Source organism: Clostridium sp. Marseille-P7770, from assembly GCF_902143525.1.
GTDB lineage: Bacteria > Bacillota > Clostridia > Lachnospirales > Lachnospiraceae > Pilosibacter.
Genome location: NZ_CABFVC010000002.1, coordinates 433,295 through 458,968, shown reverse-complemented (window position 1 = coordinate 458,968; position 25,674 = coordinate 433,295). Strand labels below are relative to the sequence as shown.

Here is a 25,674-nt window from a genome sequence, read left to right as displayed (position 1 = left end):
CGTTGGCTATTCTCAGACTTTTTTCCACTTTGGGGAAAAAGATTTCATTTATTATTTTTTTGCCTTGCAAAAATAAAAAGCACGATTAATAAAGTGACCGGGAACAATAGTCCAACTCCCATACCTGCACGGATATTGTCTATAATTAACGGTAAATCCGCTTCTATTTTATCCCCCTCCATCATTATTTCACTTTCATTTAACCATTTAAATTTCATCTTCTTTCAATTCACCTTTAACAGAATTTATGCATCTTTTATAATGACAATGTGTTGATATTAGACGTGTTTTTGAGTATACTATACTTGAATGGAGGTGTTTTGTATGGCAACAACTAATTTAAATATTCGTATAGACAAGGCAATCAAGGATCAGGCGGAGGAAATCTTCAATGAACTTGGTCTGAATATGACAACTGCTGTAAATATGTTCCTGAGAACCGCTATCCGTGAGCATGGTATTCCTTTTGAATTAAAACTGGAAGTACCGAATAATACTACAACCGCTGCGATTGAGGAAGGACGGAAAATGCTGTCTGATCCTTCTGCGCCGAGATATTCCAATATGGATGCTTTGAAGGCGGCACTTGAAGTATGAAATATGATGCGTAGTTTACCAATCAGTTTAAAAAGGATTTGAAGCTTGCCAAAAAGCAAAATAAGAATCTGGATAAGCTGTTTGAGGTAATCGATATTCTGGCGAATGGCGGTACGCTGGATGCAAAACACAGGGATCATGACCTTACAGGAAACTACAAAGGTACTCGTGAATGTCACATCGAACCGAACCGGCTGCTTATTTATGAAATTCGTGGATATGTTCTTGTTTTGATGCTTTTTCGCCTTGCTTCACATTCTGAGCTGTTTAAGAAATAAGTACAAATCGAAATTTGTAAATCTCAATAGAATAGCAGTTTATTAGCATCGGTCGGAGAAATCTGGTCGGTGCTTTCTTTATGCGCGGCAGCAATGCCGGGCAACCCTGAGCAAAAGGAATTGCCATCCCTTTGGAATCTCAGCCCGCTTTGAAATGAGTACCCACAAATGGGAAATGGTTTGTGGGCATTCATTCCAAAACGAAATAATCCCCAGAGCTTCATCCGGGAAGAAGATGAAGTTCTGGGGATTTTCAAGAATGCATGAACTGAGTAGGGAGCCTATCTCAGTATCACATGAATGCATTAATTCATTGGATGAACCTAAGAAACCCATGAGCCGCTTAAACTACAAAATTCCTATTTTTTTCTGACGGCAGACCTGGATTTCCTCTATGGATGGCAATGCTGGAATTGCGCCGCCCCTCGTTGCAGTGAGGCTTCCTGCGGCATTTGCAAAATCCACTATTTGGCTCAGGTCACCAAGGAATAATTCCTCTTCAGGCAGGTCTTTCAACGACCAGAGCATTGCGCCGACAAACGCATCCCCCGATCCTGTCGTATCGATAGCTTTCACAGGGTATGTAGGAATCAGCTGCGCGTGGGTTCGGTTACGGTAGAATGCTCCCCTCTCTCCCAGCGTTACCAGCACCAGAGAAGGTCCCTTTTCCATCAGGATTTTGGAACCCGCCTCCAGATCGGCTGTTCCGGTAATCAGCAGCAGTTCTTCCTCAGATACCTTCAAGATATCTGCCAAAGCAATACCTCGCATGATTTGTTCCCGTGCATCTGCCTCCGTATCCCAAAGTAGCGGTCTGTAGTTTGGATCGAAACTGATTCTCTTAGCTTGCTGCTTTGCATAGGCCGCAGCATCAAGACATGCACTGCGGCAAGGTTCATCAGTCAGAGACACTGATCCAAAATGGAATATCTTACACTGGTCGATTAGATCTCTGCGAACCTCCGATGCTTTCAGCATTAGATCCGCTCCCGGTTTTCTGTAGAAAGAAAAGGATCGGTCTCCCTGTTCATTCAGTTGAACAAATGCCAGCGTTGTCGGAATAGAGTTGTCTTCTACCAGACCGGCATCATAGATGCCGCATTCTGTCAGTGTCTGCCGCAGATAACGGCCGAATCCGTCTGCACCAACTTTACCAAGGAAGGCAGAGGTTCCTCCCAACCGGTTGTTCATAGCCAACACATTGGCTGGCGCACCACCGGGATTCCGGGCGAACATAGCGATTCCCTGCTCATTTACTCCGCTGGGCGTAAAATCAATCAGGATTTCCCCCAGTGCAACAATATCGATCATTCATGTCACTCCTTTGTAAATTCCTCTCGAAATAAGCGGTATGGTTTCCCACCTGTCTGACCTCAGAAAGGGGAGTGAATCAGTACAGAGCACCAACCAGATTAATCAGGAATCTAGCCGGTTGTGAAACCAGATAGTCCTGCTTATATGCGGCAACAAAATCCCAAACCTCTGGGTGTTCTCCAAAGGAGAAAAAGCTGATTTTGTCGGCAGTCTCATGTTTCTCAATGCGGAAACTGCTGGCAAATGCCACACCGTATTCCTGTGCCACCAGGGACAGAACGGTATCAATGGTACTCAGTTCCGCAATTCTGGGAGAAATCGCATGACTTTCCAGAATTTCCGAAGCCAGCTGTCCCAGCCGCATTTTCTTTTTCAGAGTAAGGAAACAGTCGTTTTCAAGATACTTCAAATCAATCCACGGATATTTTCGCCCGGGTTCGTCTTTGGAAAGCAGCTCATAGTGGCCGTTTTTCGGGGCACACAGTACAATTTCCTCCTGAGAGATCAACTCACAGCAAAACCGTTTTTGCGTGAACCTGCTTTTTTCAGACATGGTGAAAAAAGCAATTTCAATGGTCCCGTCACTGAGCATACGCTCCAGTGTGTCCACATCTTCCTCAAAAATCCGAAGCTCATAATCCGGAAACTGCTTTCGGAAATCCGGTAAGATCATGGGCAGAATGGTATGACCGCGTCCAGGGGTAATTCCCACGGACAGTTTTCCGTGATCGACCTCCTTCAACGCATCCAGTTCCTTTTCCAGTTTCTGCTGGAGTTGCAGGATACTGCGCGCTGTTGCCAGATAAAGTTCCCCTGCGTATGTTGGGATCAGCTGCCGTTTTCTTCTTTCAAACAGAGGAAGCCCCAGCTCATCCTCTAGCTTCAGCAGGAATCTGCTGAGAGCCGGTTGGGAAACGAACAGGCGATCCGCTGCTTTTGATAGTGTTTTCTCCTGGGCAATCACAATAACATACTCGATTTCTCTGCGATCCATGGCGCGCTTCCTTTCCTGTTGTCGGGAAATCCCGTTGTTGGCTATATTATAGCAGAGGAAGCACCGTTCTGACAGCCGCCCGGAGAACTTTTTTCTCGTTTTCGATTTGCATGGAATTGATGGCAATGACCGCATTCTTCCTGGGGACGACCACACAGTACTGACCATACTTTCCGTCCGCGCGGAACATTCCATCAGGCATCATCCAGAACAGGAAACCATAGTCGGTGCCAATTTCGTCATCGCCTTCATCGGAGACAATATGGCTGCGGGTTGCTTCTTCCACCCACTGGGCAGGAATCAGCTGTTTTCCGTTCCACTGACCCTTCTGCAGGTACAGCAGCCCCAGCTTGGCAAACTCGCTGACATTCAGCTGCAAGCCGCCGGCGCCAAAGGTGTTGCCCAAGGGGTCCTTCTCGCATTCCGGACGGGAAATTCCCAGGGGCTCAAACAGCCGGGGCATCAGATAGTCCACCAGCGACATCCCGGTTTTTCTCTGCACCAGAATGCCCAGAAGATAGGGACCTGCGTTGTTATATTGGAAAACGCTGCCCGGCTCATGAACCACCGGAGCCTTCAGCACAAATTTTACCCAGTCCTTCTCCACCATCTTGGGACGCATGGCTCCCATCAGCATGGGGCTTTCAAAGCCCATGGACATGGTAATCAGATGGCGGAGCTTCATTTTTTTCAGATTCTCACTGGGATTTTCCGGTGCGTCCTCCGCAAAGTGATCCAGAACATAATCATCCATGGAGAACAACCCTTCCTGGGCAGCGAAGGCGCAGGCGGTGGAGGTGAAGCTCTTGGTGCCGGAATACTGGTTCTGACGCTGCTCGGGCTCCGGCTGGTAGTACGCGATCAGCTGTCCATCCTGAAATACACGCATTCCCCGCACAGCCAGATTCTCAGAGGTAACAGCTGCCTCAAAGGCAGAAAGATCAAGTTGACGCATAGTAACACTCCTTTGTTTGTTAAGATAGCTGCCCCTGGAATCCCCTGAGGCAGCCGTAACGGTTGTTGCGGATTATACGGGAATGATGCCGGTGACGAGAACGAAGGCCAGCATGGCACTTGCCAGAACGAATGCCCACTTGTAGGAGAAGGCGATATGATCCTTCAGTTCCACATTGGTCAGGCCAAGGCCCATGTAAGTAGCAGCAGTCATGGGCATGATGTAAATGGCAGGGCCAAAAGTAATCAAGAAGGCTGCGCCCACAGCAGCGGCAGGGATTCCGTAGGCAGACACAATCTGGTTGACAATGGGCAGAATGCCATAAGTCAGGGCATCACCGTGGATGAACATACTCAGCGGGCTGTTGACAGCGGCAAACAGCACGTGCAGGTGGGGAGCCATGCTCTCGGGCATGGCGGACAGAACCATCTGAGTCATGGCGTCCAGCATGGGGCTCTTGCCCATGATGCCGATAAGAACACCGGAAGCCAGTGCCGTGAAGGCCATGGTCAGAGCATCGGTGGCGTGGGCCTTGACACGCTCCATCTGCATCTTCTGGGAGGGATAGTTGACCGTCAGGCCGATGGCCAGAGCAATCATAAAGGTGATGTGTGTTGCCACCTTGGTCATGGTCAGCATCAGCACAACCGCCACGATCAGGGCAATGTTGAACCAGAACAGCTTGGGACGGTGCAGTTCATTCACTTCGGCGACAGTTTCCACGCTGACGGTCTCCGCCTCGGCGGCAGGGTTGTAGCCCGCTCCACGCTTTTTTTCATTCCGGGAGAGCAGGACACACAGGCCAAGGATCAGAACAATTCCGACAACCTGTGCGGGGATGCAATACCTCCAGATCTCAGAGGTGCCGACTTCCAGCGCGGCGGCGGTGCGTCCGCAGGGGCCACCCCAGGGCACGATATTCATAACGCCCATGGTCAGGGTTGTGATGCACAGCAGGTTGATGGGCCGCACATTCATTTTCTTATAAATAGGAAGCAGAGGAGGGATGCAGATCAACAGGGTGGTTGCACCGGAGCCATCCAGATGGCCAATGAAGGCAATCAGCACCGTGGCAAACATCAGCAGTGTAATGTTATTGCCCACCAGTTTCAGAACCTTGCCCACGATCACATCGAAAACACCGGCATCGTTCATAACACCGAAGAACAGAACCGCGAAGATAAACAGGATTGCCGTGGTCGCCACACCGGACACGCCGGAGGCAACATATCCGCTCATCTCCTCAGCGGTAAAGCCGACAGCAAAGCCAACGATGATGGGAAGGAGAATGAAAACCACCGCAGGTGTACTCTTTCCCCAGAGCAGCAGGGCTACGATCAGAATCATCAGAGCGAAGCCTGCAAGACCTAAGTATGACATATCTTTCTTTCCTTTCTCTTTTTGTGATTTGTTTCGTTCATCGATTACTGCGGTTATCTAGATGCTTTCATTATACCGGGTGCAGGAAAAATTATCCAATACCCAAACAATCCGGTTTGTATAATCAAATGTTATACAAAAAATGCTTTTGTGCAGTTTTCCCAAGATGTCCATAGCGATTGCCGGGATGAACAAAAATATCGCCGCAGGCTGTCTGTGTCCGGCAGCCTGCGGCGGTATTTTTACCAATACTAAATACTTTTCCCGGAGAGAACACGGGTTGTAATCTGAATAAAGTCCCGGAGGTACTTGGGCATAAATTACTCCTTACTGTGGCAGGCGTAGAGATGGCGGTAGTTTTCGTAATCTTTCAAAGGGTAAAACTCCCCTCGTTTTCTGCGGATAAACTCATCTATATAGATATTGGACATCAGCATACAGGCACCGGAGGCAACCGCCACCCGCTTGCCTACCTCCAAAGTGTTTGTCTCCAGCAGTATCTTGGGATGAAAGCCAGAGCGACAGAAGAGCTTGTCCTGCACTACCCGGATGGAATGCCCTTCCCGCATCGGCACAAAAGTCTCTCTCCACATCCGCCAAGGTGATGGGGGGCCGGACTCGATGCGGGCCACGATCCCAGTGTCTCTGGCATCCAGAATGCTAATGTTTTCCTGCTCGATAAGCTGCTCATAGACCAGATTGGTGCCGGTGGATTCCATGGTGACGAAGACCAGGTCAATGGTCCCCTTTTGCAACAGCTCCTCCAGGCTGGCAGACCCCCGTTCCGTCAAATCCAGAGTGACCTTGGGATACTTCTGCCGAAAAACAGGAATGACCTTGGGCAGAATCTGCATGGATCGCTGCACACTGATGCCCAACCGCAGCTGCTTTTCCAGCTGGTCGTTGACAGCCAGTATAGCATCTGCTGCCGCCAGATACATCTCGTCGGCATAGGTCACACGAAATAGGGAGCTGTAGCGGGTATGCCGATATTTTGTAACACTTTTATAATTCAAAATCATTATAAATACTGCTACCAAATTTGGTATTATATCGGCCACCGATTTATTTTGGGTAGTTTGGCGAATGGCATTAACCCCCTTCGATGTCAACTTTTATTGAAACCGATATTTTCCTTTTCCATATCCTGTTACAGGTACGATTACCTCACTATCAACCAACAGTTTTATTAACTTGGAAGCTCCTGATGGCTTTAATCCGGTAATTTCTTCTACTATCGTTCTTCCGAAATATTCTTCTTTTCCACATTTTGAAAATATTTCTACTGTATGATTTATTGTTTTTTCTGAAATCGTATCTGAGAAAGAAAGTAATTTATTTCGAATGTCCACTTTTGTGCTTTCAATGTCCAGTTTTTCATTTCCAATATCCACTTCTGCAAACCTTCCACTAATATGCATCGAACGATTATGAAGTTCATTCTTCTCATCCAACAATAAATTTCTTAAAAACAATTCCAAATACTCAGTTGTCTCATGAACACCATTTTTCAAATCGTTATAATTTGCTCTAACTAATGCATTTCTAAAATACCATGCGTTCTCCGCAAAAATATCATTGGTTGCATCAAATCCCAATGTTCTAAGATACTTAATAAAAAATACTGCTGTAGTTCGTGTGTTTCCCTCACCGAATACATGTATCTGCCATAATCTTGATACAAAGATTGCCAAGTGATGAATAATATCTTCCATACTCAATTTTTTGTAGCTAAACTTCTTTTCCTCTGCAAAATCATAGTCCAGAGTTGCTCGAAGTTCTGATGCACTTCCATAAAGAACCGTTGCTCCATTCAGCACCCATTCTTTTTTTGTGATATTATAATCTCTTAGTTTTCCGGCACGTCCATAAATCCCAGCAAACAACTTTCTATGAATAGAGATATACTCATTCGGAGTAAAACTAAATGCTTTCTCCGATAAAATTTTTGCAATTCTAACAGCAACTTTATCGGCCTCTTCCGTACGGTCGTCTGTATCTGCTTTTGGATTTTCTTCATAATACGTATTTAGAAGTTCCTGCGCTTCATCAATCGAAATATCACCTTCAATATTCTTTATTGCAGTATCAATCAAATACTTCGAAGTCTTTAATCCATCCACTGCTTGAAGTCCGATAGCTGTATGCCAGGCATAACCTTTTTCTCTTTTATTCGGTTCTGATTGTTTTATATACTCTTTAAAAGGATCTTGATCCATCAAATTGCCTCCTCCATTCATTTTTACCAATACCAGCTCTTTCTGATACTGTCTTGCAAAGATTTTTCCTTTTCTTCAGCACTTTTTTCATGCTGACGTTTTCCCAAATATTCATCCTCAGTCGCTATAGACGGATCATACCAGTCAGCTTTCTTCCTATCCCATTCAATCCATTCTGGAGTAATATCTTCATTTCCACTATCTATCATGGCCTGAATATATTCTCTTATTTTCTTTGCAATTCTATAGTCTTCAGCTTTGTTTACAAGTTCTTTTAAAAGACGAATTTCTTGTTCCTTTCTCTACTACTTCTTCTCTACCCTGTAAACTACACTACCAGCTTATAATACCTCAGTGCCTCCATGATATATTCTCTTTTCTCTGGAGTACAGGATTTTATCACAGGAGCCTCTTTCTTTGAAACATTATAATTAGGACGCATATCCAATTCACAATCCCGTTTTACTTCTGCTATATAAGCAGTATGAACCTTTACCCCATGCTTCTCCATGATATACTTTTTGATATTCTCATAAGTTGGTTTCTGTTCCTTATACTCCTGGTGCATATCAGGACTAATCGGCACTTCCATCTCAACCTGGAAGTCTCTCTTTTTCTTCCCAAAGTCACCTTATTTAGTTAATAATGCTACCGTCTCCACATGCGGTGAAAGTTACTTCTTATACTAAATAGCGAAACCGTCACCTTTTGCGAAAAGGTTTATACCCCACTTAGGGGGATAGCGTTTACCCCATCTTCCTATTCTTCAAACAACATATCTTTCATTTTTTCACTTGCTTCCTGAAACAATGATTCCATAAAAGATGTCATTCCAGTCTTTGGATATTTTTCCAACAAATAATTACTAAAAGGTTTCAATTTTTCATTTTCATAATACTCTTTCAATAAACAAAAGATATCTTGTTTCTGCTCTACTAAATACATTAACATCTCATATTCTTCAATATTAAAATTGAAGTAATATTTAGTTTTTTTACATTTCTTCTCAGCCTCTACATTTTTATGTATTTCATTATAATAATCAGGAACTGCATCAATATTATCCATTGTTACAGAAATTATATACGCCTCTTCAATTCCTGTAAACTCTGGCTTGTCTTCAATAACAGTATCCAAACAAGTATCTGCCTGAATAATAGGACTTGCGAACATTCTATTATTATTTTTTTCGACACTTTCGTTTTTAGTCATACAATCCAATAAAACAGAAAATCCTTTCGCTTCTACTACTAATAAATTGTTATCTTTCCTTATATATGCATCAGAAGATTTTTTATTATTCTTTCCATAAGCAAATTCCTCTATATAGGAATAACCCTCTTTTGCAGCCTCTTGTGTTAAATTTTGAATATATTTTTCAAAAAGTCTCCCGAAAAATGCCATTGCTCTACTATCATTTTTCGGATAACAATCCCTAATCAACCAGAAAATCTTTTCAAAAAATGCATTTCTTAGCGTAATATCACATACCGATATATAATTTCCTTTGATATCTTTAATAAAAGGGAATTCAAAAAATTTACTAAAATCCCATTCCTGATTATCGCTTTCTACTGCCCATATCGAATAGTCTTTTGCTTGTTGTGATAACACTCCAATAACTTTGCTGATCAGTTCTTTTTCTTTCATTTTTCCATAAACTTTCTCAACATCTCGCCACATTGTATTATATATCAAACCATTTACATCACTATAATAAATACTTAATTCCCAAAACAGCAAAAAACTATATTGCGTAGGTGTAAATTGATATTTCTCTGTAAAAGCCGAATAATAATCCCTATACTCTTTCTGAACATCTGCATCAAAATTGTTTATGTCCTTACTGATTTTTTCCATCATATAATACATTCTCAGAAATTCATGCGCAACATTTCTCTGATAATTCAGATGATATGTTGAATAAAGAAAATGGTTTTTATCAAACTTTTCTGAATGCTTCTGATTAAGTTCTTCTGCCACTACTAACTGCAATTGAATAATCTTTTTATAATCTTCTTGTACTATTTCATATTGTGTGTCACATATAGATTCATAATCTCCAAATTGAATAACCTTTTTCAGTAATATAAGTAACATTTGAGCCGAAATAATATGTACATTTCTTTTCATTAATGGGTTTGCAAATAATTCTTTTGGAGATTTCGGATCGATACCACACATCTGCTTCTTCAATACAGTTTCAAATGGAATTCTGAACTCACCCCATAAAATCGGTATCGGATCAAGCATTGCATCTCTTACTCTAATCAATTCACAAATAATAGAAATCGCCTTATGCATATTCATATTATTTATTTCTTTTTGCAAATGTGGCATTTCATCAGAAAAAACATCAGTATATCCTAATAACAAATGTGCATCCCCTGCATCAACTGAATACATTTAATTTCCTCCTCCAAACTGTAATTTAAAATATATTAAATTATTCTACAAAATAAGTTACGAAACTTTTTTGCCTTTCCTCTCTCGTAATCTATTATAATATTGATACTATTTTACCACGGTCATCTCTTTTTTACCATCTGCAAAAGAGCAAGAAAAAAAGCCGATTAGGAATCGCAACTCCCAATCGGCATCTTTTCTTACTCCTCTTCATTTTTACATTCAATCTCCGTTCCGTCCAGGAACACCACCAACAATGTTCCGTCCTCAAAGACCTTGATGTGGTCCAACGTTTTCAGCATGAAGTCCGTGTCCATCTCCGTCAAAGGCTTTGCCCCATCGGTATATTCTATGAACTTCTCCGCCCGATAACTTTCCAAGAGGTTCTCGCTCTGCAGCTGTTCCGTCCACTGCTCCATAAAGTCCTCTCGGTTCTCCACCAATGCGTTCCAAGCCATCAGATAAGCCTTTATCAGCGTTTCTTCCTCCACGTGGCGGTTGGCACATCCCATGACTCCTTTGACCTTGTAGCGTTCACTGCACTGCCATACCTTACGGTCAACACCCGTGCTGCTCCGCCAGCCTTTTCGTGCAAATACCTTATTGCAGTCTCCGCAAATAATCTTGGATGCAAATGGATTGCTTTCCGGCCGGTGGGAATAGTAGTTTGTCCCATGCTCCTCCAGGTACTTTTTCCTGCGTTTGATTTCAAGCTGTACACATTCCCAAATCCGCTTTGATATGATGGCATCATGGTCATCCTCTACATAAAACATCTGGATTTTCCCTTTATTCTGTGTACGTTTCTTGGTGAGGAAATCCACCGTATAACTTTTCTGCAGCAAGGCATCACCCTTGTATTTTTCATTCTCCAACATACTCATTAAGGTTGTGGACTGCCACTTCGTACCGCCATCCCAGTTTTTCACACCTTCCCGTTCAAAAATCCGCTTGATGTAATCGGTTGTTTTTCCGTCCAGGAATTCCTGATACAGCCGAACAACAATCGGCTCCTGCGTCCTGTTGATTACCAGCTTCCCCGTCTCATCCGCATCGTAGCCAAGAAAACGCTTTGTACTCATTTTGTGTTTCCCTGTTTCAAAGCTTCTGCGGATTCCCCATGTGCAGTTCTCTGAAATGGATCGGCTCTCGTCCTGTGCCAATGAGGAAAGAATGGTAAGCAGCACTTTACCCTTTGCATCGAGGGTATTGATATTTTCCTTTTCAAAAATAATCCCTATCCCCAATTCTTTCAACTCTCGCACATAGTTCAGGCAGTCCAGCGTATTTCTTGCGAATCGGGAAATGGACTTGGTAATGATCATGTCAATTTTTCCCGCCCTGCAATCAGCAATCATACGGTTGAATTCATCTCTCTTTTTGGTATTGGTTCCCGAAATACCTTCGTCCGCATAAGTCCCTGCATATTCATAGAGTGGATTCTCGCTGATGTAATTTGTGTAATAATTGACCTAATTCTCATAGCTTAATAACTGTTCTTCTTGGTCGGTTGACACTCGGCAGTACGCTGCCATCTTCAATTTCTGCACTGACTGTGCTGTTCCTGATTCCGCAGTCGAAATCTGCTTTGCTGGTATAACAGTAATGCTTCTTGCCATTTTTAACCACCTCCTCAACCACTGTCTGTTCTGTAATGTTCAAGCCTTGCAATTCGGCATCATCAATCCTTATCCCTTTGCATGCCTTGACTCCCTTTTCAATGTAGGTGCTGCAAAGCCATTGGATTTTCTTCTTGTAAACCTGTCTGCGCCGGAGCGTTTTTCCGCAGCAAGGGCAAATCAGCATTCCGCTTAAGGGATAGCGGTTTTGGAACTTCATTGTGTTGTCCTGTCCAATATTCCTGTCACGCTTTCTCTGCTCTCTGACCTTCTGTACCTGTTCCCACACCTCTGGCGATACAATTGGTTCGTGATTTTCCGAAATGTAATAACTCTGCACTTCCCCGTTGTTTTTCCTTGTATGGTTTCTTTTGTTTTCAGGGGTATAATACTTCTGCAGATGGAAATCACCTTTGTATTTTTCATTGCAAAGCATCCCGTTGATGGTCCCGCTCTCCCATGTGGTTCCCGTCACCGTTTTCACGCCCAGGTAATCAAGTAGCTCCCCAATCCTTGACGAGCCGACATTCATCAGATAAAGGTCGAAAGTCAGACTGACAATTTCCGCTTCCTTTCGGTTCACAATCAAATCTCCATATTCGTTTTTGTCATAACCGAGGAAGCGGGATGTGGTAATCATCACTTCTCCTCTCTCAAACTTCTTCCGAATAGACCATTTATTGTTTTCACTCATGCTTCTGCTTTCTTCCTGCGCAAAGGTTCTCACAATAGCCGGATATGCCCTGATCAGAAAATACTCCGCTAAATTCATATTCCGGATTTCCGGTAATCAGTCTCTCATAGGTTTCCATCTGGTTTTCAAGAGAGTCTTCCTGTCTTCTGCTGTCTGTAGATACTCTGGCATAAGCACAAACCCTTTTCTTTTGTAAGACCGAAGCTGGTCGTTTGTTAATCACTTTTACTCGCACGTTACATCACTTCCTTCAAAAAACCTTTTCTGAAACTCCTGAATCCTTCGGAAAATGGCCTGTGCATCCTCTACCTTGTCAAGGCATACCACTTCCACATTTTTCTTACTGCAAATCAGCATGAACTCCATAAACTGTCCCCAGTTACGGGCAATCGTAGCAGCCCTCATGGTAACCACCACATCTATCTTCTTTGCTGCGATTTCCGCTTTCAGACGATTAAATTCTTTTCTGTTCGGGTCGGCTCTTGAAGCTTCCTCAAAGAATATCTGCAAATCCCATTTCTGTTTTCCATATTCTTCTTCCAACTGCCTCATTACATCGTCCAGATATTTTTCATAGCCTCTGTCACGATGGTTGACTCTGCAGTAAAAAGCCACCCTATTTATCGTTCCTGCAATCACCATATAAATAAGTACTCCTTTCGTTTTTGGTAGTATATAAATCACTCTAAACCCCTGTAAAGTCAAGCAATTCTACGGTTTCCACCCTCTCTTTTTCCACTCTGTCCAAACTTGTCAGGAGCCGAAAAAAGCAGCCGGACAGAAACCTGTTGTCTCTGTCCGGCTTATCTTTAAACCCTCTCGGCATAATCCAGTGAAATCCATCCATTACGTTTTTTCTGATAAGATTTCAGAAGCCCCCAAAGGCTCGCACCTTTACCTTCTGCTTCTTCCACAATAGTGAAAGCACCTTTTCCGGTGTACTTACCTGTTTTATCGTAGTCTGTTCCCGGACCCTTGCGGATGTTTAAATCTTCGATGGATACTCTCACAAGATACGGTGTGAATGTAGCATTGGAATAAATCACTTTACCGGATTCATCAAATACGGAATATCTCCAACGTCAGACAGCACTCATACATAAAAGAGGTAATTCAAACGAGTAGAGGAACCAGCTAATCCGTTGTGATTCTGGTTCTTTTCTTTTTGTTGCCTTTTATAAATCTTACTCTTGTAATATTTCAATTATTACGCAAGTAAGATTTCAAGTCAATATGTTTTTTCTGAAATTGACAACCACATAAATAACGTCTATAATATATTTATTACATCCGTAAGATTTAAGGAGGGATTTGAAATGAGCGATTTACCACAGATTTCTGAAGCTGAATTTGAAGTTATGAAAATCGTATGGAAACATGCGCCAATCAGTACCAATGAAATAACAGATAAATTATTACAGACCACAAGCTGGAGTCCTAAGACGATACAGACTTTAATCAAACGTCTCGTAACAAAAGGCGTTCTGACTTATGAAAAACAGAGCCGAGTGTTTGTTTATACCCCAGTCGTGAAAGAAAGCGAATACATCGACCAGGAAAGCAACTCTTTTCTGGAACGATACTATGACGGGGATATCACTGCCATGCTGTCTGCCTATATAGAAAATGACAGACTGTCTGAAACAGAAATAGACACCCTACGTTCCCTTCTTTCCAAGAGGTCAAAAAAAGGAGGAAATTAACGTGGCTAATTTTATGATACGCTTTTTAATATGCAATGTATTTATCAGCGGTATCATCGGAATTCTTTTGATAGCCAAGCGGATATTCAAAAACAACCTGTCCAGCCGGATGCAGTATAATCTGTGGTTCCTGCTCCTTGGGTTGCTGGCAGTTCCCTTTATACCGTTCCGTCTCATCGGATTTCCACAAATCTTCTCGTGGCTTGGTAGCTTAAGAAGCTCCCCTGCTTCCGGCACTGCAACCGCTATGGGAGAAGCTGTGGGAATTCATCCGGTCGGAAATACAGACTGGATGAATGATTTCGCACTTTCTGTAAATAGCGAAACACCATCCATTGCCGGATACATATTATTGGGGATATGGATTATAGGCATTTTTGCAATGATCATATTAGTAATCAAATCCTCACTCCGCCTACGCAATTTGGAGAAATCTGGACTTCCCCTTCAGAACCCGGAAGTACGCAGACTATATCATCGATGTTTGGAGGAAATGGGAATTCACAGAAATATCCCTGTTTACAGTACTGCATTTTTGAAATCCCCGATTATTGTGGGACTTTTGAAACCATGTATTTATCTGCCGATTCATCTGATCTCTGATTACAACGAATCCGATATGCGATATATGCTGTTGCACGAACTGCAGCACTATAAGCACAAAGATGCTGTTGCCAGTTATCTGATGAATCTTGCTGGGGTAGTATATTGGTTCAATCCTCTTGTCTGGTACGCTCTGAAAGAAATGCGTAATGACAGAGAGGTTGCCTGTGACACTTCCGTTTTGAAAATGCTTGAAGAGGATGCTTACGAAGATTATGGCAATACACTGATTAACTTTGCAGAGAAAGTTTCACTTACTCCTTTTCCGTTTGCTGCCGGTCTTGGTGGAAACATGGATCAGATGAAACGGAGAATTATCAACATTGCCTCTTTTGAGAAGCCAACATTTATGAAAAGAATAAAAGGTATGACTGCATTTGTGCTGACTGCTGTTCTTCTCCTTGGATTCGCACCTTTTATTTCTACATACGCAGCAGACGGAAGCCAGTACCAATGGGATTCCTCTTCTGAGAATGTTTCCTATGTAGACCTCTCCACATACTTCGGAGAATACGAAGGTAGCTTTGTTTTATACGATTTGAAAAATGATGAATGGAGCATACACGACAAGGAGCATGCCACCCTGCGGGTTGCACCAAACTCCACTTACAAAATATATGATGCCTTGTTCGGTTTGGAAGAAGGTGTCATTACACCAGAAAACTCCTTTATTGCGTGGAATGGAGAAAGCTATCCTTTTGAAGCATGGAATGCGGATCAGACCTTACAGTCTGCAATGAACTCCTCCGTGAACTGGTATTTCCAGACATTGGATGAACAGCTTGGAGCCTCTGACGTTTACAGCTATATTCAAGAAATCGGATATGGTAACGAAAACATGAGCGGTGATTTCTCCACTTATTGGATGGAATCTTCCTTGAAGATTTCCCCAATAGAGCAGGTCGAACTTCTAACCAGGCTGCAGAATAACAGCCTTGGCTTCGCCCCTGAAAACATCAATGCAGTAAAAGATGCCATCTGTCTTTCTTCTTCCGATGCCAGAACATTCTACGGAAAGACAGGAACCGGCCGTGTGGATGGCCAGGATGTGAACGGATGGTTTATCGGCTATATTGAAACTGCAGATAATACATACTTTTTTGCTACCAACATTGGTGCAGACAGCGATGCTACCGGAGGCAACGCAACTGAAATAACCATGTCTATCTTGTCAGACATGAATATCTGGAAATAAAAATATCGGGTAAAGGTCATAGTCGTATAATCCTTTGCCCGTTTTTTTATTTTCACTTTATGCATAAAAGCGTTTCAACTATCCAGTTCTATACGTCAAGAATTAGATTTATTATTGATGTATTCTACAATTTCTCCAATAAAAAAAGATATCAATGTCCCAATTGAAACAAACAAACTATCTCTATCACCTAATGATTCAATGAAGATTGAAAATGTAAACGTAAAGTTACTATACATATAATCATAAAAAACGTATTTCAGAGAACCTATCAAGAGCATCAACCCGAAAGAAATTAATGCATATATTAGGCACAGCAAAAAGCTAATGTCAATGCTGCGTTTGACAATGATTTTTCCCATAAAAAAACCTAAAATAAAAACCCCAATATCAATATATGTATATATAATTAAAAAACCCAAATAGGCTAAGGCCGCATTATATTTGGGAAATAAATAAAAACAAAGAAAATAAGCCAAAGCCACACATACAAAATATACTAAAAATGGAGAATACGTTCTAACAAACTTTCTCATAAAAACACCTCACTCCACATGTAGATAATCGAATTAAAATCAAAAGCTTATCTTAATTTATTTCATGTTCTTCACTTCCAGTCGCTGACCATGATGTTTTACCACTACTGACCACATCTTTTGTAGACATACTATATGCAAATATATCAAGGATCTCCGCCTCTGAGATATACCATGAACCATCTGTGTTTTTCTTACTTCTGTATAAAACATATAATTCGCATTTTTCATTCTCCGAAAGTCTGTCATATACAAGATATTCTATTATTTCCTCATTCTCATTTAAGATAACTCTAGAATTTCCATTCGCACCGTATGATATCATAAAATCACATCCTTCGTCTGCGAAGTATTGTTGATATATAGTACGATATCCATCATATATTTCATTTGTTTCCATTAATGTCACATAATCACAGATCGCAGGAATAGAAATATCATCCTCTTTCATATTTTCCATTAATTCATCCATTAAATCGTGTTGAATGACAAAACCATTATCCTGTGAACTGAATATTCTAATGGTCTTTCGTGGCATCATTCCCTGCGGTCCTGCTCCTGTAACATAGTTTATGATGACAATCACATCCTTTGCACCATCTCCATCTATATCCTGAAATCCAATCGCTTCAACACTATCAAACATTCCTACACTATCATTCTCTGTACTATTATTTTCATAACACTCCGGAAAATAATATATAATTTGATTGTCTTTTGCCAGCACAAATGAAACATCTTCCCAGAGCGTTTCATAAGTCGGCAGATAAGATACAAACTGTACTTCACCCCAATCATTCAATTCTACATCAAAGGATTGTTCAGTTATAACCCGGCTTTCATCTAATCTCTCTCCTGATGGATATTCTACTTCAATATCTGCTACATCTGTCAATTGCTGTATTTCTTTCGTACCATCGAAATATAAAATGACTTGTTCATCAAATTGTTCTTCACCTGATAGAATTATTTCTACATAATCCTCATGCCAGGTAACCTTCCAACAGCTGCTACTGATGCTTGCACCGTCATTGTTCAATTCAAAATCTGTTTGCGATATCTTATCTTCGCCTTCTTTAAGGACTAACCGTCCACTTGCTGAACCAAAAGGCCATTCCGGTTCTCCAACAGCTTGAAGTATCACTTCATATTTTTTATCTGGTGAAACGGATGTATCGCAAGTTATCTTCTTGTAATTTACCGTATACGAAATGCAACACCAAAATACTACAAACAGTGCAATGAGCAAGCCCATAATACATAGCATAAATTTTTTCATTGATATAGCCCCCTTTTTAATGTCCTCGTATATCCAGTTCTTTCAATAGAGAATTTTCGCTTTCCCATGAATATACAATGTAATATCCGGCGTCATTTATTTCTTTCCCAAAATTCAGAGTTTCGTGGTCAATCACATCAATAGACTGTCCTTCCTGAATTTCCACAAGATACTCCCATTCATTGCTTCTGTGATCCGAATAGTAATCATCCAGTTCTTTCAAGGACAACTCGCTCTGAATTAGAATCGCACCAAAATATTGCATCCCGTTTCCGTTACCTGTCAGCTTCCCTGCCCGTGATATTGACTCTATCAGTTCCGTTTTCTCTGGCAGTGGTGTTTCACATAATTCCTTTTCCACTTTATAGGCAATGTTATTATTTATGAATGAAATGGATATTACTCCGCCTATCAATACAACTGCTGCCAATATTCCAACTAATTTTAATTTCTTCATGTGTCCTCCTTCCTTTTCTTACACCTGTAAGATTACCATAGAACACCATTATTATCAAATCATTCTTTAATCCGGTATTGGTAATCGGGTATCTGCATAATTCCGTCATTTAGGATTTCATTCCCCAAATACTGAAAACTGCCATCCTCTGCAAATCTTACCGTAAGTTCATGGGTAATGACTGCATCATCGCAAATGACCATGTCGCAAACTGCCTCCACCGTTAACGTAACCGTCCCATCCTCATTTTCTTTGATATCGACAACCTCCGGCAGAGATGTCCCAAAGAAGGTAGGCGCATAATTAAAGCATCCAAGTCGCACCCAATAATAGGTCTGGTTTTCCTCATCAAATACTGCGTAATCCCGTATCTGCTCTGCTGTTATCGGAAGATATTCCATAATCAGACTTTCGAATTCTTCTTTTGGGATACCATTTGGATAATCTTCGGAATTAAATTTTTCTCCATATTTCATTCCATACAGATATTCAAACATCCCGTTATAATCCAACTCATTCAGATTTTCTATATTCCAGTTTGAACACAAAAGGTTATTTCCCTGATATCCAAGACCTCGAACACAACGTTCAGACATTTCACGCTGTTCCTCTGTCATAGGTTTTATTCTAATCAGGCAGCTTCCATCCACAATTTCACTGACTTCCGGTGGCTCTGGCACACACAACTCATAGCAGAACCATCCTTTTTCCGTGTATTTCCATTCCTTGAGTCTCGTATATGAAATGTACGAAATTCCCGGCTCGTTGTCAGCATTCCAGATTCCTCTTGTACTTACAACATACATATCCGTTCCATCAAAAATGAATTTCATTCTGCCCAGTCCACCATCGTTGTGGATTTCATAAATTACTACAGAACCGCTTTGCCCTTCCATACATTCTTTAAGAAAACTATCGACACTTTCATAATTCCCCATGTTAGAATACGTTACCATCGTAGCAATTGGATATCCTGCGTCCTTTACCTTCTTCTGCATTTCAAGAACCGTTTGATCATCCAAAACAACATTGGATGCTATCCCTTTATCTGCAGTTTCATAAATATCAAGATAATGTTCCATCAGCTTTTTACAGTCAGTCTCAGCTTCTTCCCTTTCCTGTTCATCTACTGGAAGGTCGTAGCCCTTTTCCCATTGTTCTGCAGCATCTTCCTCGGCACTTTTTGTTTCCTCCGTGGAAGATACTTCTTCCGTATCTTCCACAAGAGATTCACCCACAACGCTATCTTCTTTTCCACAGGCACACAGGTCGCATCCAATCAGAAATGCCATAATCAGCAGAATGCTTTTTTTCTTTAATGCCATAATATCATCCTTTCTTTCTTGCTATCGGCGGCAGTTCCAACTCAATTTGTTCTATAGAATTGGAAAGGTATCTGAAAGTTCCGTCTTCAAATGGCAGAACCACAACCGTATTCCGAAAAGCGAGATCAGAATTATAATCTGGCCATACTCCATCTACGATAAGTGTAATCGTTCCATCCGCATTTTTTGTATAGTCAACCACCTCTCCAAAAGGTGGGTATGGGCTGGCATAAATCATTTCATATTCATAACTGTTGTGGTCTGCGTTGTATCTACAATGTTCTCTCAACTGCTCCACAGACACCGGGAAATAGGTAGTCATTATTTTTTCATACTCCTCTGCCGGAATTTCCCATCCCTGTGTCTTCAGATTTTCGCCTGTATAAATCCGATAGATATCTTCATACATGCAAGGCATCAAAATATCCTCTACATTGCTACTGTTCCAGTTTGTGACAAGCACATTGTAATTCACATAGCTTAGTCCTGATATGTATTTCTCCGTCAGTTCCTGGCAGTCTTCCGGAAGCGGTTCTATTCTCCAATACTGTCTCAAACTTGCATGTGCAATCACATATTCATATGCGTAGATAAAATATCCTTTTTCGGTCAGTTTAATCTCAGCCACATTACTTACCGAAGTTCCCTGTATCTCTGGTATACCGCCTTCCTTCCACCGAATTCCTATGTAATAGGTCTGCAGCTCACCTTTCCGATAAATGAAGGTAACTGCTCCAATCAGTCCATCTCTATATACTTCAAATACCGTAACCATCGAGTCCCGTCCATCCAAGTAATCTGCATAAAATGTTTCGATTACTTCATGGTTTTGCATGGCAGTATCTTCTTCAACACTTACCAAACCGCTTCTGCCCAATTGTTCCACCACGGCTTTCCTCTGCTCGTGGGTAAATTCATTAATACCGGAAGAGTAGCTTGGTGCATCTGCAATTACAATATCCTTATAGATTTCTCTGACCGATTCTGCTGCTGACAAAACCGTACTCTGCAACTGCTCCTTCTCCTCTTCTGAAAGGAGGTCATCGCTGGCTTGCGGAATGAACCAATATGCTGACTCTGTAGAAGTTTCCGCATTCTCGGCTTCTTCTGTTCCTGCTTCGCTATTTTCGATTTCTACAGGTGACTCCCATACTTCTTCTGCCACCTTTTGCTTTTCTGCATGCTGTTTTCCCCAACAGAACACTCCTGCTATCACGAAAAACAACAGCAGCAAAATCGGAAGTCCACATCTTCTAAGCAGCCATTTTACATCTTCCATTATTCGCCTCCGTACAATTCTTCCCATTCTTCCAACGTCAACCGTGGCGTATGCCAAGTTTCTCTGTAGTTGTCTTCAGATGGTATAATTCGGTTAGATACATATTGTACTCCTCCGTCCTCTAACGGGCGGACCACAACCTCATGAGCATATACCTTGGAATCACCTGCATAAGGGAATACTACATTAGCTGTAAGTGTAATTGTCCCATCGCTGTTTTCTGAAAAACCGACTACCTCTGAATTTGGATATTCCGGGTACTCTACTTCTTCGAAGCCTCTCGGCTTATATTCATAAGTTGAATTCTCCGAATAATAGACGGTTTTTGATTGCAGCGTTTCACTGTCAATATTGAAATATTTCATAATAACACTTTCAAATTCCTCTTTTGGAATCTGATAAACTGCACTGACTGATAAGTTGTCATCAGCAGCATAAGGAACATACTGACCGTTTACTTTTGGATAAAGAATGTCATACATATCATAGAAATTCAAATCTCCAAAATCATCCTCGCTCCAATCTACAATGAACATATTATTCTGTTCAAAGCTGATTGGGCGAAGGTATTTCCGACTCAACACCCTATATGTTTCATCCAATGGCTGTACTCGTAATGCGGTATGCTCCTCTGCCCCACTCAACGTAAGAACATACAATTCTTCTGAAAACCAGACACCGGAAAACATCAGGTAACCTTCTTCTGTATAATTCCAATACTCCGCCTGATAGCTTCCAGTAACCTCTCTTTGTATATCTCCATTTTCGTACTTGTAATAGCTTCTGACCACATCTACATTTCCGTCTTTTGTGTGTAAATCGTATTTTACAAATCCGCCTAAATAACTGACTTCAAGAATTGTTATTTCTGCTTCTTCCTGTGCATCCACCTTTTCGCAGAATTCCACTACCTTCTCTGGGTCCGTCATGTTAATTTGATTTCTGCTGTCAACAGCCGGATATCCATTTTCTCCAAGGCAATTTACAATACTACGAATCGTTTCCAAATCAGCTATCTTGTTTTCCTCTGCTGCCTTCTTATAAAGATCTATACAGATGTTTATAATTTCTTCTGCGTTCTCCTTAGAATCTTCTGGAATAGTCTGAATATCAATTACTGTTTCCGAAACTGTATCTTCTTCCGGGGGTGCATCGCTGCACCCCGAAACACTAAGCATCAGTACAAAACTAATTACTGCTAAACCACTCTTCCAGAACCAGGCTGTCTTTCTTAACAACATATCCACTTCCTCCTCTTCCTTTCACATCTTCTACCATGCTGATAATCAATATAGGACGTTCTACCGTATCTTCTGCTGTAAAAATTGCAAACCATCCTAATTCCGTACCCGAAGTATCATCCTTCGATGCCTTGATTTCTGCCGTACCTGTTTTTCCTGCTAAAAGAATGTCATCCCGATGGGCTGCATATCCAGTTCCATTAGAATCATTCACAACCTTCTTTGTTCCTTCCAATACACGGCTTGCTGTCTCATTAGAAAAGGCACCCGGAATCCAATACTCAGCTGCGATTTCATTCTTATATCCCAAATAAGGCTTTATGACATTTCCCTCATTACAGAAAGCAGAATAGATACATGCCATATGTAATGGATTCACTAAAACCTGCCCTTGACCGTAACCACTATCGGCTAACTGTATTTCTGTTTCAATTCCCTCCGAATTAGAATACTGCGACTCTGCCATCTTAATCTCAAATGGCAGTTCCTCATTAAAACCAAGTCCAGTCAAAGAACTCTCCATCTCTTCTGAGCCAATCTTTAATGCTGCCTTTGCAAAATAAATATTATCGGAATAAATCAAGGCATTCTCTAAAATGACTGGTTCATATGCATGGAGTGTTGTTACATGATAAGAACCCCACGATGCATCCTTTTGCCAGCTTAAGCCTACGTTCCCGTAATCTTCCATTGGATCGATTGCCCCTGATTCCAAGCCGACCGCAGCGGTAATTGGCTTGAATGTAGACCCCGGACACCACACTTGCCGGAACCGATTATACATTGGCTTATTCTCATCCTCGTTAAGCGCAGTCCACTGTTCACTGGACAATCCCATAATAAAATCGTTATTGTCATATGACGGTGTGCTGACCAAAGCCAATACTTCTCCGGTATAAGGATTCATGGCTACCGAGCAGCTTTTATCTTCCCTAAACTGTTCATACAAGGAAACCTGCAAATCAGCATCTATCGTAAGCTGGATGTCCTGCCCATGTTGCACCAGCATCCAAGCAAGTTCCTCCTTCTCTTTGCCTTCCGAGTTTACAATGCAAATTCTGCAACCGTTCTGTCCTTTCAACTCACTCTCAAATAATCCCTCCATTCCGCTTCTGCCGATTACACTATTGGCTGTATAGCCTTCTCCTGCATGTTCCTCTAAATCTTCCGCAGTAACGCTTTGAACATACCCGACCAAATGTGCAGCAGCTTCCCCTAATGGGTATTCACGCACTTCAACATCAGATATCATCACTCCGGGAATTTCCAGCAACTTTTCATGTCTTTCCTTTTCTTTCAGCACCTCTTCGTCCGGTTCAATCTTCATCAACTCGATTTCTTCAACCCTCGGAACGGTTTTTATCGGCACAAAGGAATCATCCTTTAGCCACTGTACTGATAGTTTCTTTTCTATTGCTTCCGGAGTTGTTTCCAACAGTTCTGCAATCTGTGCGATTGCTTCCTCTCTGTTTTCCAACTTGCCTGGAACGATTCCAACCGAAGAAGCTATACCTTTTCCTGCAAGGACACGTCCGTTTCTATCCAGAATTTCTCCTCTTACTGCCTGTGTAGTGGAAACTCTTACTTTATCTGTAGAAGTCAGATTCGGAAAAATCATGGAATCATCCCAAACCAACTTATATCCATCTTCGCCCTTTAGGAAGAGTGCTTCATTCTCAAAGCTGATAGTTCCTGCAACTGTATCAAAAGAAGTCTGGTAGGTTACCGCCATTTGCTCCTCATCATATGCAATAATCTGAACAGCCATATTCTGGACTTCTATACCTTCATAAATAGCTGAATTTCGAGTTACAAAATCCTCCTGACTGACATTCCCCGATGCCTCAATATGTAGCATCGCATACATTTCTTCATACTTCTGTTTTGGAATATGATCCATGTACTCCACCAGAAGTTCTTCCGGTGTCCTCCAGGCATTTTCCTTTGTTGCCAACATTCCTGCCACGCATACTGCAGAAATTACCGCAGCTATTCCTATAACAGCAATCGCAATCCATAGGAGCCTGCTTCTTGTTTTCTTTCGCTTGTTTCTGCTTTTTCCTTTCTTCATATTGACCTCCATTCATTTTGCTTTGCTGATATGGTAAATAACAAGTCAAGCGGCATTCATGCTTGCATGAAATGCCATTTGACGAGTATCTCCATTGAGACGATAGTCGAAATGGTCATATTTATTTTCAATGTACGCTATATCCTCAAAATATTACATTCGTAAGATTTTGAGATAAAAAAAATTTCTCTTTGTTGGGTATATCATATATCGTACTATGCATTCCTCCTCTCTTTTTATTACATGCGTAAGATTTCGCAGCGAAAAAATTTCGTTCTCAATCCTTCTGCACTTGTGTAAATATTACATCAGTAAGATTTATAAGTCAAGTTATCTTTATAAAAAAAGGCTCCTGCCAGGAGGTATCATACATTTTCACAAAAGTGATACCTTTTAGCAAAAGCCTATTATTCAGCAAAGTCTCAAAATACCCCTCTGCTATGATATTCAAATGGTTCATTCATAAGGCTACAAAATACACATCCATTTTTGCTCCTTAATATCCCACAAACCGCAGAAAATCAAGGTTTCTTTGAAAGCAGACAAACCGTTTCAATATTCCCCTGAACTTTGCTTTTATACTGCACAGCAAAAGTATGCAATGGGTTTTCAAAGTGGGGTAACGGTTTAATCCCCTGTTTACAGCACTCCTCACGCTATGTTCCTATGCATACCTACTTAATCTGCAATAACAGCGGTAACAATGTAATTCCTACATCAACGCCTTTATCAGCGATCCATTTAACAATTCCTTTTGCATTTTCCCACTTTTTTGATTTACGGTCTGGAGATTTAACGATTTTTTCTAATTCGTTAATTTTACTCAAGATTTCCTCTATTTCAGCATCCGGCAACGCAGACATATTCTCAATTTCTTTTCTTACATCACTAAAGGAAATATTAATATCAACTTTATTTTCATTTGTATTTGTTATCTGTACCATTGGGGCACTCTGAGGAATTGCTTCTTTCAGTGAAGGATACCCCAACGCTTTAAAAGATAGCATTTTATTGTATACTTGCTTAAGATTATGAAATAACGATTCTCCAGAAACATCATCATAAAATGCATATGCCTGAATATATTCGTACAACCCGTCACTAAGTTTAGGTATATACGGATGATACTTCGCAGTCACATCTTTATACAACTGCAACTTTGCTGATTCCGGCGTCTCTCTATTTTCAGAATCAGAAATAGCTTTTTTCAACGACTCCAAATCATCCTCATACATAACTTTAAAATTAAACAGAGGATCTTTGTCATTATCTGTCACAATGAGTAGCTCTAATTTTTCTTTAATTGCATTCAATTCTGGTCTATAGTTAAACTCTCCACCTCCAAAAGCCGCCTTTCCAGAGGTTGGTATGTCCTTTTCAAAACCTTCAAATATTCCATTATATTTTGCAATCAATGCTTGGTACAAACGATGCGTACCTTCATTTGAATCTTGCGCTTCTTCACATCGTTTTATATCTTTTTGCATTATCTCTAATAACTCTGTAGTCATCCTATTGCCTCCAAAACC

General features: G+C 41.4%; 26 protein-coding genes and 1 pseudogene. 4 read left to right on the top strand and 23 right to left on the bottom strand.

All coding sequences use genetic code 11. The features are described 5' to 3' along the window. Positions 1-44 precede the first annotated feature (44 nt). The gene (locus tag FN001_RS18020; protein WP_182426724.1) at positions 45-218 is read right to left on the bottom strand and encodes a hypothetical protein; all 174 of its coding nucleotides are present in this window, start codon (positions 216-218) and stop codon (positions 45-47) included. A 106-nt stretch (positions 219-324) separates the two neighbouring features. Between FN001_RS18020 and FN001_RS05900 the strand changes: the two genes are divergently transcribed. Continuing rightward, complete coding sequence (locus tag FN001_RS05900) at positions 325-597, top strand: type II toxin-antitoxin system RelB/DinJ family antitoxin (protein ID WP_118529556.1); 273 nt, start codon at positions 325-327, stop codon at positions 595-597. 26 nt (positions 598-623) lie between these two features. Then, positions 624-875, top strand: a pseudogene (locus tag FN001_RS05895) (type II toxin-antitoxin system YafQ family toxin); the annotation flags it as partial. A 348-nt stretch (positions 876-1,223) separates the two neighbouring features. Here FN001_RS05895 and FN001_RS05890 read toward each other — a convergent pair. From FN001_RS05890 to FN001_RS05830, 14 genes are all read right to left on the bottom strand, one after another. Further along, the gene (locus tag FN001_RS05890) at positions 1,224-2,186 is read right to left on the bottom strand and encodes a carbohydrate kinase family protein (protein WP_118529555.1); all 963 of its coding nucleotides are present in this window, start codon (positions 2,184-2,186) and stop codon (positions 1,224-1,226) included. A 79-nt stretch (positions 2,187-2,265) separates the two neighbouring features. Beyond that, the gene (locus FN001_RS05885) at positions 2,266-3,183 is read right to left on the bottom strand and encodes a LysR family transcriptional regulator (RefSeq protein WP_185911849.1); all 918 of its coding nucleotides are present in this window, start codon (positions 3,181-3,183) and stop codon (positions 2,266-2,268) included. Positions 3,184-3,229: 46 nt separating this feature from the next. After that, positions 3,230-4,138, bottom strand: a complete 909-nt coding sequence (locus tag FN001_RS05880) for a serine hydrolase domain-containing protein (RefSeq protein ID WP_142411129.1) — start codon at positions 4,136-4,138, stop codon at positions 3,230-3,232. Between the two features lie 72 nt (positions 4,139-4,210). Continuing rightward, positions 4,211-5,518: a CitMHS family transporter gene (locus tag FN001_RS05875; RefSeq protein ID WP_142411128.1), complete on the bottom strand. Its 1,308-nt coding sequence runs from the start codon at positions 5,516-5,518 to the stop codon at positions 4,211-4,213. Positions 5,519-5,838: 320 nt separating this feature from the next. Next, positions 5,839-6,540, bottom strand: a complete 702-nt coding sequence (locus FN001_RS05870; protein WP_142411127.1) for a LysR family transcriptional regulator substrate-binding protein — start codon at positions 6,538-6,540, stop codon at positions 5,839-5,841. Positions 6,541-6,633: 93 nt separating this feature from the next. Beyond that, positions 6,634-7,737: a Fic family protein gene (locus FN001_RS05865; protein ID WP_142411126.1), complete on the bottom strand. Its 1,104-nt coding sequence runs from the start codon at positions 7,735-7,737 to the stop codon at positions 6,634-6,636. A 23-nt stretch (positions 7,738-7,760) separates the two neighbouring features. Continuing rightward, entirely contained in the window at positions 7,761-7,946 is a 186-nt protein-coding gene (locus FN001_RS05860) for a hypothetical protein (protein ID WP_142411125.1), read from the bottom strand. Between the two features lie 119 nt (positions 7,947-8,065). Further along, positions 8,066-8,329, bottom strand: coding sequence for a 23S rRNA methyltransferase (locus FN001_RS05855; RefSeq protein WP_142411124.1), 264 nt, complete (start codon positions 8,327-8,329; stop codon positions 8,066-8,068). A 167-nt stretch (positions 8,330-8,496) separates the two neighbouring features. Further along, positions 8,497-10,143 (bottom strand): hypothetical protein, encoded by a 1,647-nt coding sequence (locus tag FN001_RS05850; protein WP_142411123.1) that lies wholly within the window; start codon positions 10,141-10,143, stop codon positions 8,497-8,499. Between the two features lie 200 nt (positions 10,144-10,343). After that, positions 10,344-11,594, bottom strand: coding sequence for a recombinase family protein (locus tag FN001_RS05845; RefSeq protein WP_243121960.1), 1,251 nt, complete (start codon positions 11,592-11,594; stop codon positions 10,344-10,346). A 28-nt stretch (positions 11,595-11,622) separates the two neighbouring features. Beyond that, the gene (locus FN001_RS05840; protein ID WP_486463483.1) at positions 11,623-12,456 is read right to left on the bottom strand and encodes a recombinase family protein; all 834 of its coding nucleotides are present in this window, start codon (positions 12,454-12,456) and stop codon (positions 11,623-11,625) included. Continuing rightward, positions 12,449-12,574 carry a hypothetical protein gene (locus tag FN001_RS18690; protein ID WP_486463489.1) on the bottom strand — a complete coding sequence of 42 codons (126 nt, stop codon included), beginning with the start codon at positions 12,572-12,574 and terminating at the stop codon, positions 12,449-12,451. Before FN001_RS18690 ends, FN001_RS05840 begins: the two co-directional genes overlap by 8 nt. Before the next feature lie 107 nt (positions 12,575-12,681). Continuing rightward, positions 12,682-13,098, bottom strand: coding sequence for a recombinase family protein (locus FN001_RS05835; protein ID WP_142411122.1), 417 nt, complete (start codon positions 13,096-13,098; stop codon positions 12,682-12,684). A 167-nt stretch (positions 13,099-13,265) separates the two neighbouring features. Continuing rightward, positions 13,266-13,502 (bottom strand): SH3 domain-containing protein, encoded by a 237-nt coding sequence (locus FN001_RS05830; RefSeq protein ID WP_117514085.1) that lies wholly within the window; start codon positions 13,500-13,502, stop codon positions 13,266-13,268. Between the two features lie 270 nt (positions 13,503-13,772). Between FN001_RS05830 and FN001_RS05825 the strand changes: the two genes are divergently transcribed. Next, the gene (locus FN001_RS05825; protein WP_118297738.1) at positions 13,773-14,159 is read left to right on the top strand and encodes a BlaI/MecI/CopY family transcriptional regulator; all 387 of its coding nucleotides are present in this window, start codon (positions 13,773-13,775) and stop codon (positions 14,157-14,159) included. Between the two features lies 1 nt (position 14,160). Continuing rightward, positions 14,161-15,957, top strand: coding sequence for a BlaR1 family beta-lactam sensor/signal transducer (locus tag FN001_RS05820; RefSeq protein ID WP_142411121.1), 1,797 nt, complete (start codon positions 14,161-14,163; stop codon positions 15,955-15,957). Between the two features lie 95 nt (positions 15,958-16,052). On the opposite strand, the gene FN001_RS05815 is transcribed toward FN001_RS05820, so the two are convergent. The 8 genes from FN001_RS05815 to FN001_RS05780 form a co-directional block, all read right to left on the bottom strand. Then, on the bottom strand, positions 16,053-16,493 hold the full coding sequence (locus FN001_RS05815) for a hypothetical protein (RefSeq protein ID WP_118720315.1): 441 nt from the start codon (positions 16,491-16,493) through the stop codon (positions 16,053-16,055). 52 nt (positions 16,494-16,545) lie between these two features. Then, entirely contained in the window at positions 16,546-17,772 is a 1,227-nt protein-coding gene (locus FN001_RS05810; RefSeq protein WP_142411120.1) for a hypothetical protein, read from the bottom strand. A 16-nt stretch (positions 17,773-17,788) separates the two neighbouring features. Next, on the bottom strand, positions 17,789-18,229 hold the full coding sequence (locus FN001_RS05805) for a hypothetical protein (protein WP_118322191.1): 441 nt from the start codon (positions 18,227-18,229) through the stop codon (positions 17,789-17,791). A 59-nt stretch (positions 18,230-18,288) separates the two neighbouring features. After that, positions 18,289-19,554, bottom strand: a complete 1,266-nt coding sequence (locus tag FN001_RS05800; protein ID WP_142411119.1) for a DUF6070 family protein — start codon at positions 19,552-19,554, stop codon at positions 18,289-18,291. A 4-nt stretch (positions 19,555-19,558) separates the two neighbouring features. Beyond that, positions 19,559-20,833 carry a DUF6070 family protein gene (locus FN001_RS05795; RefSeq protein ID WP_142411118.1) on the bottom strand — a complete coding sequence of 425 codons (1,275 nt, stop codon included), beginning with the start codon at positions 20,831-20,833 and terminating at the stop codon, positions 19,559-19,561. Further along, positions 20,833-22,074: a DUF6070 family protein gene (locus tag FN001_RS05790; protein ID WP_142411117.1), complete on the bottom strand. Its 1,242-nt coding sequence runs from the start codon at positions 22,072-22,074 to the stop codon at positions 20,833-20,835. Before FN001_RS05790 ends, FN001_RS05795 begins: the two co-directional genes overlap by 1 nt. Continuing rightward, positions 22,022-24,145: a penicillin-binding transpeptidase domain-containing protein gene (locus FN001_RS05785; RefSeq protein WP_142411116.1), complete on the bottom strand. Its 2,124-nt coding sequence runs from the start codon at positions 24,143-24,145 to the stop codon at positions 22,022-22,024. Before FN001_RS05785 ends, FN001_RS05790 begins: the two co-directional genes overlap by 53 nt. 674 nt (positions 24,146-24,819) lie before the next feature. Continuing rightward, on the bottom strand, positions 24,820-25,656 hold the full coding sequence (locus FN001_RS05780; protein ID WP_142411115.1) for a hypothetical protein: 837 nt from the start codon (positions 25,654-25,656) through the stop codon (positions 24,820-24,822). Between the last annotated feature and the right edge of the window lie 18 nt (positions 25,657-25,674).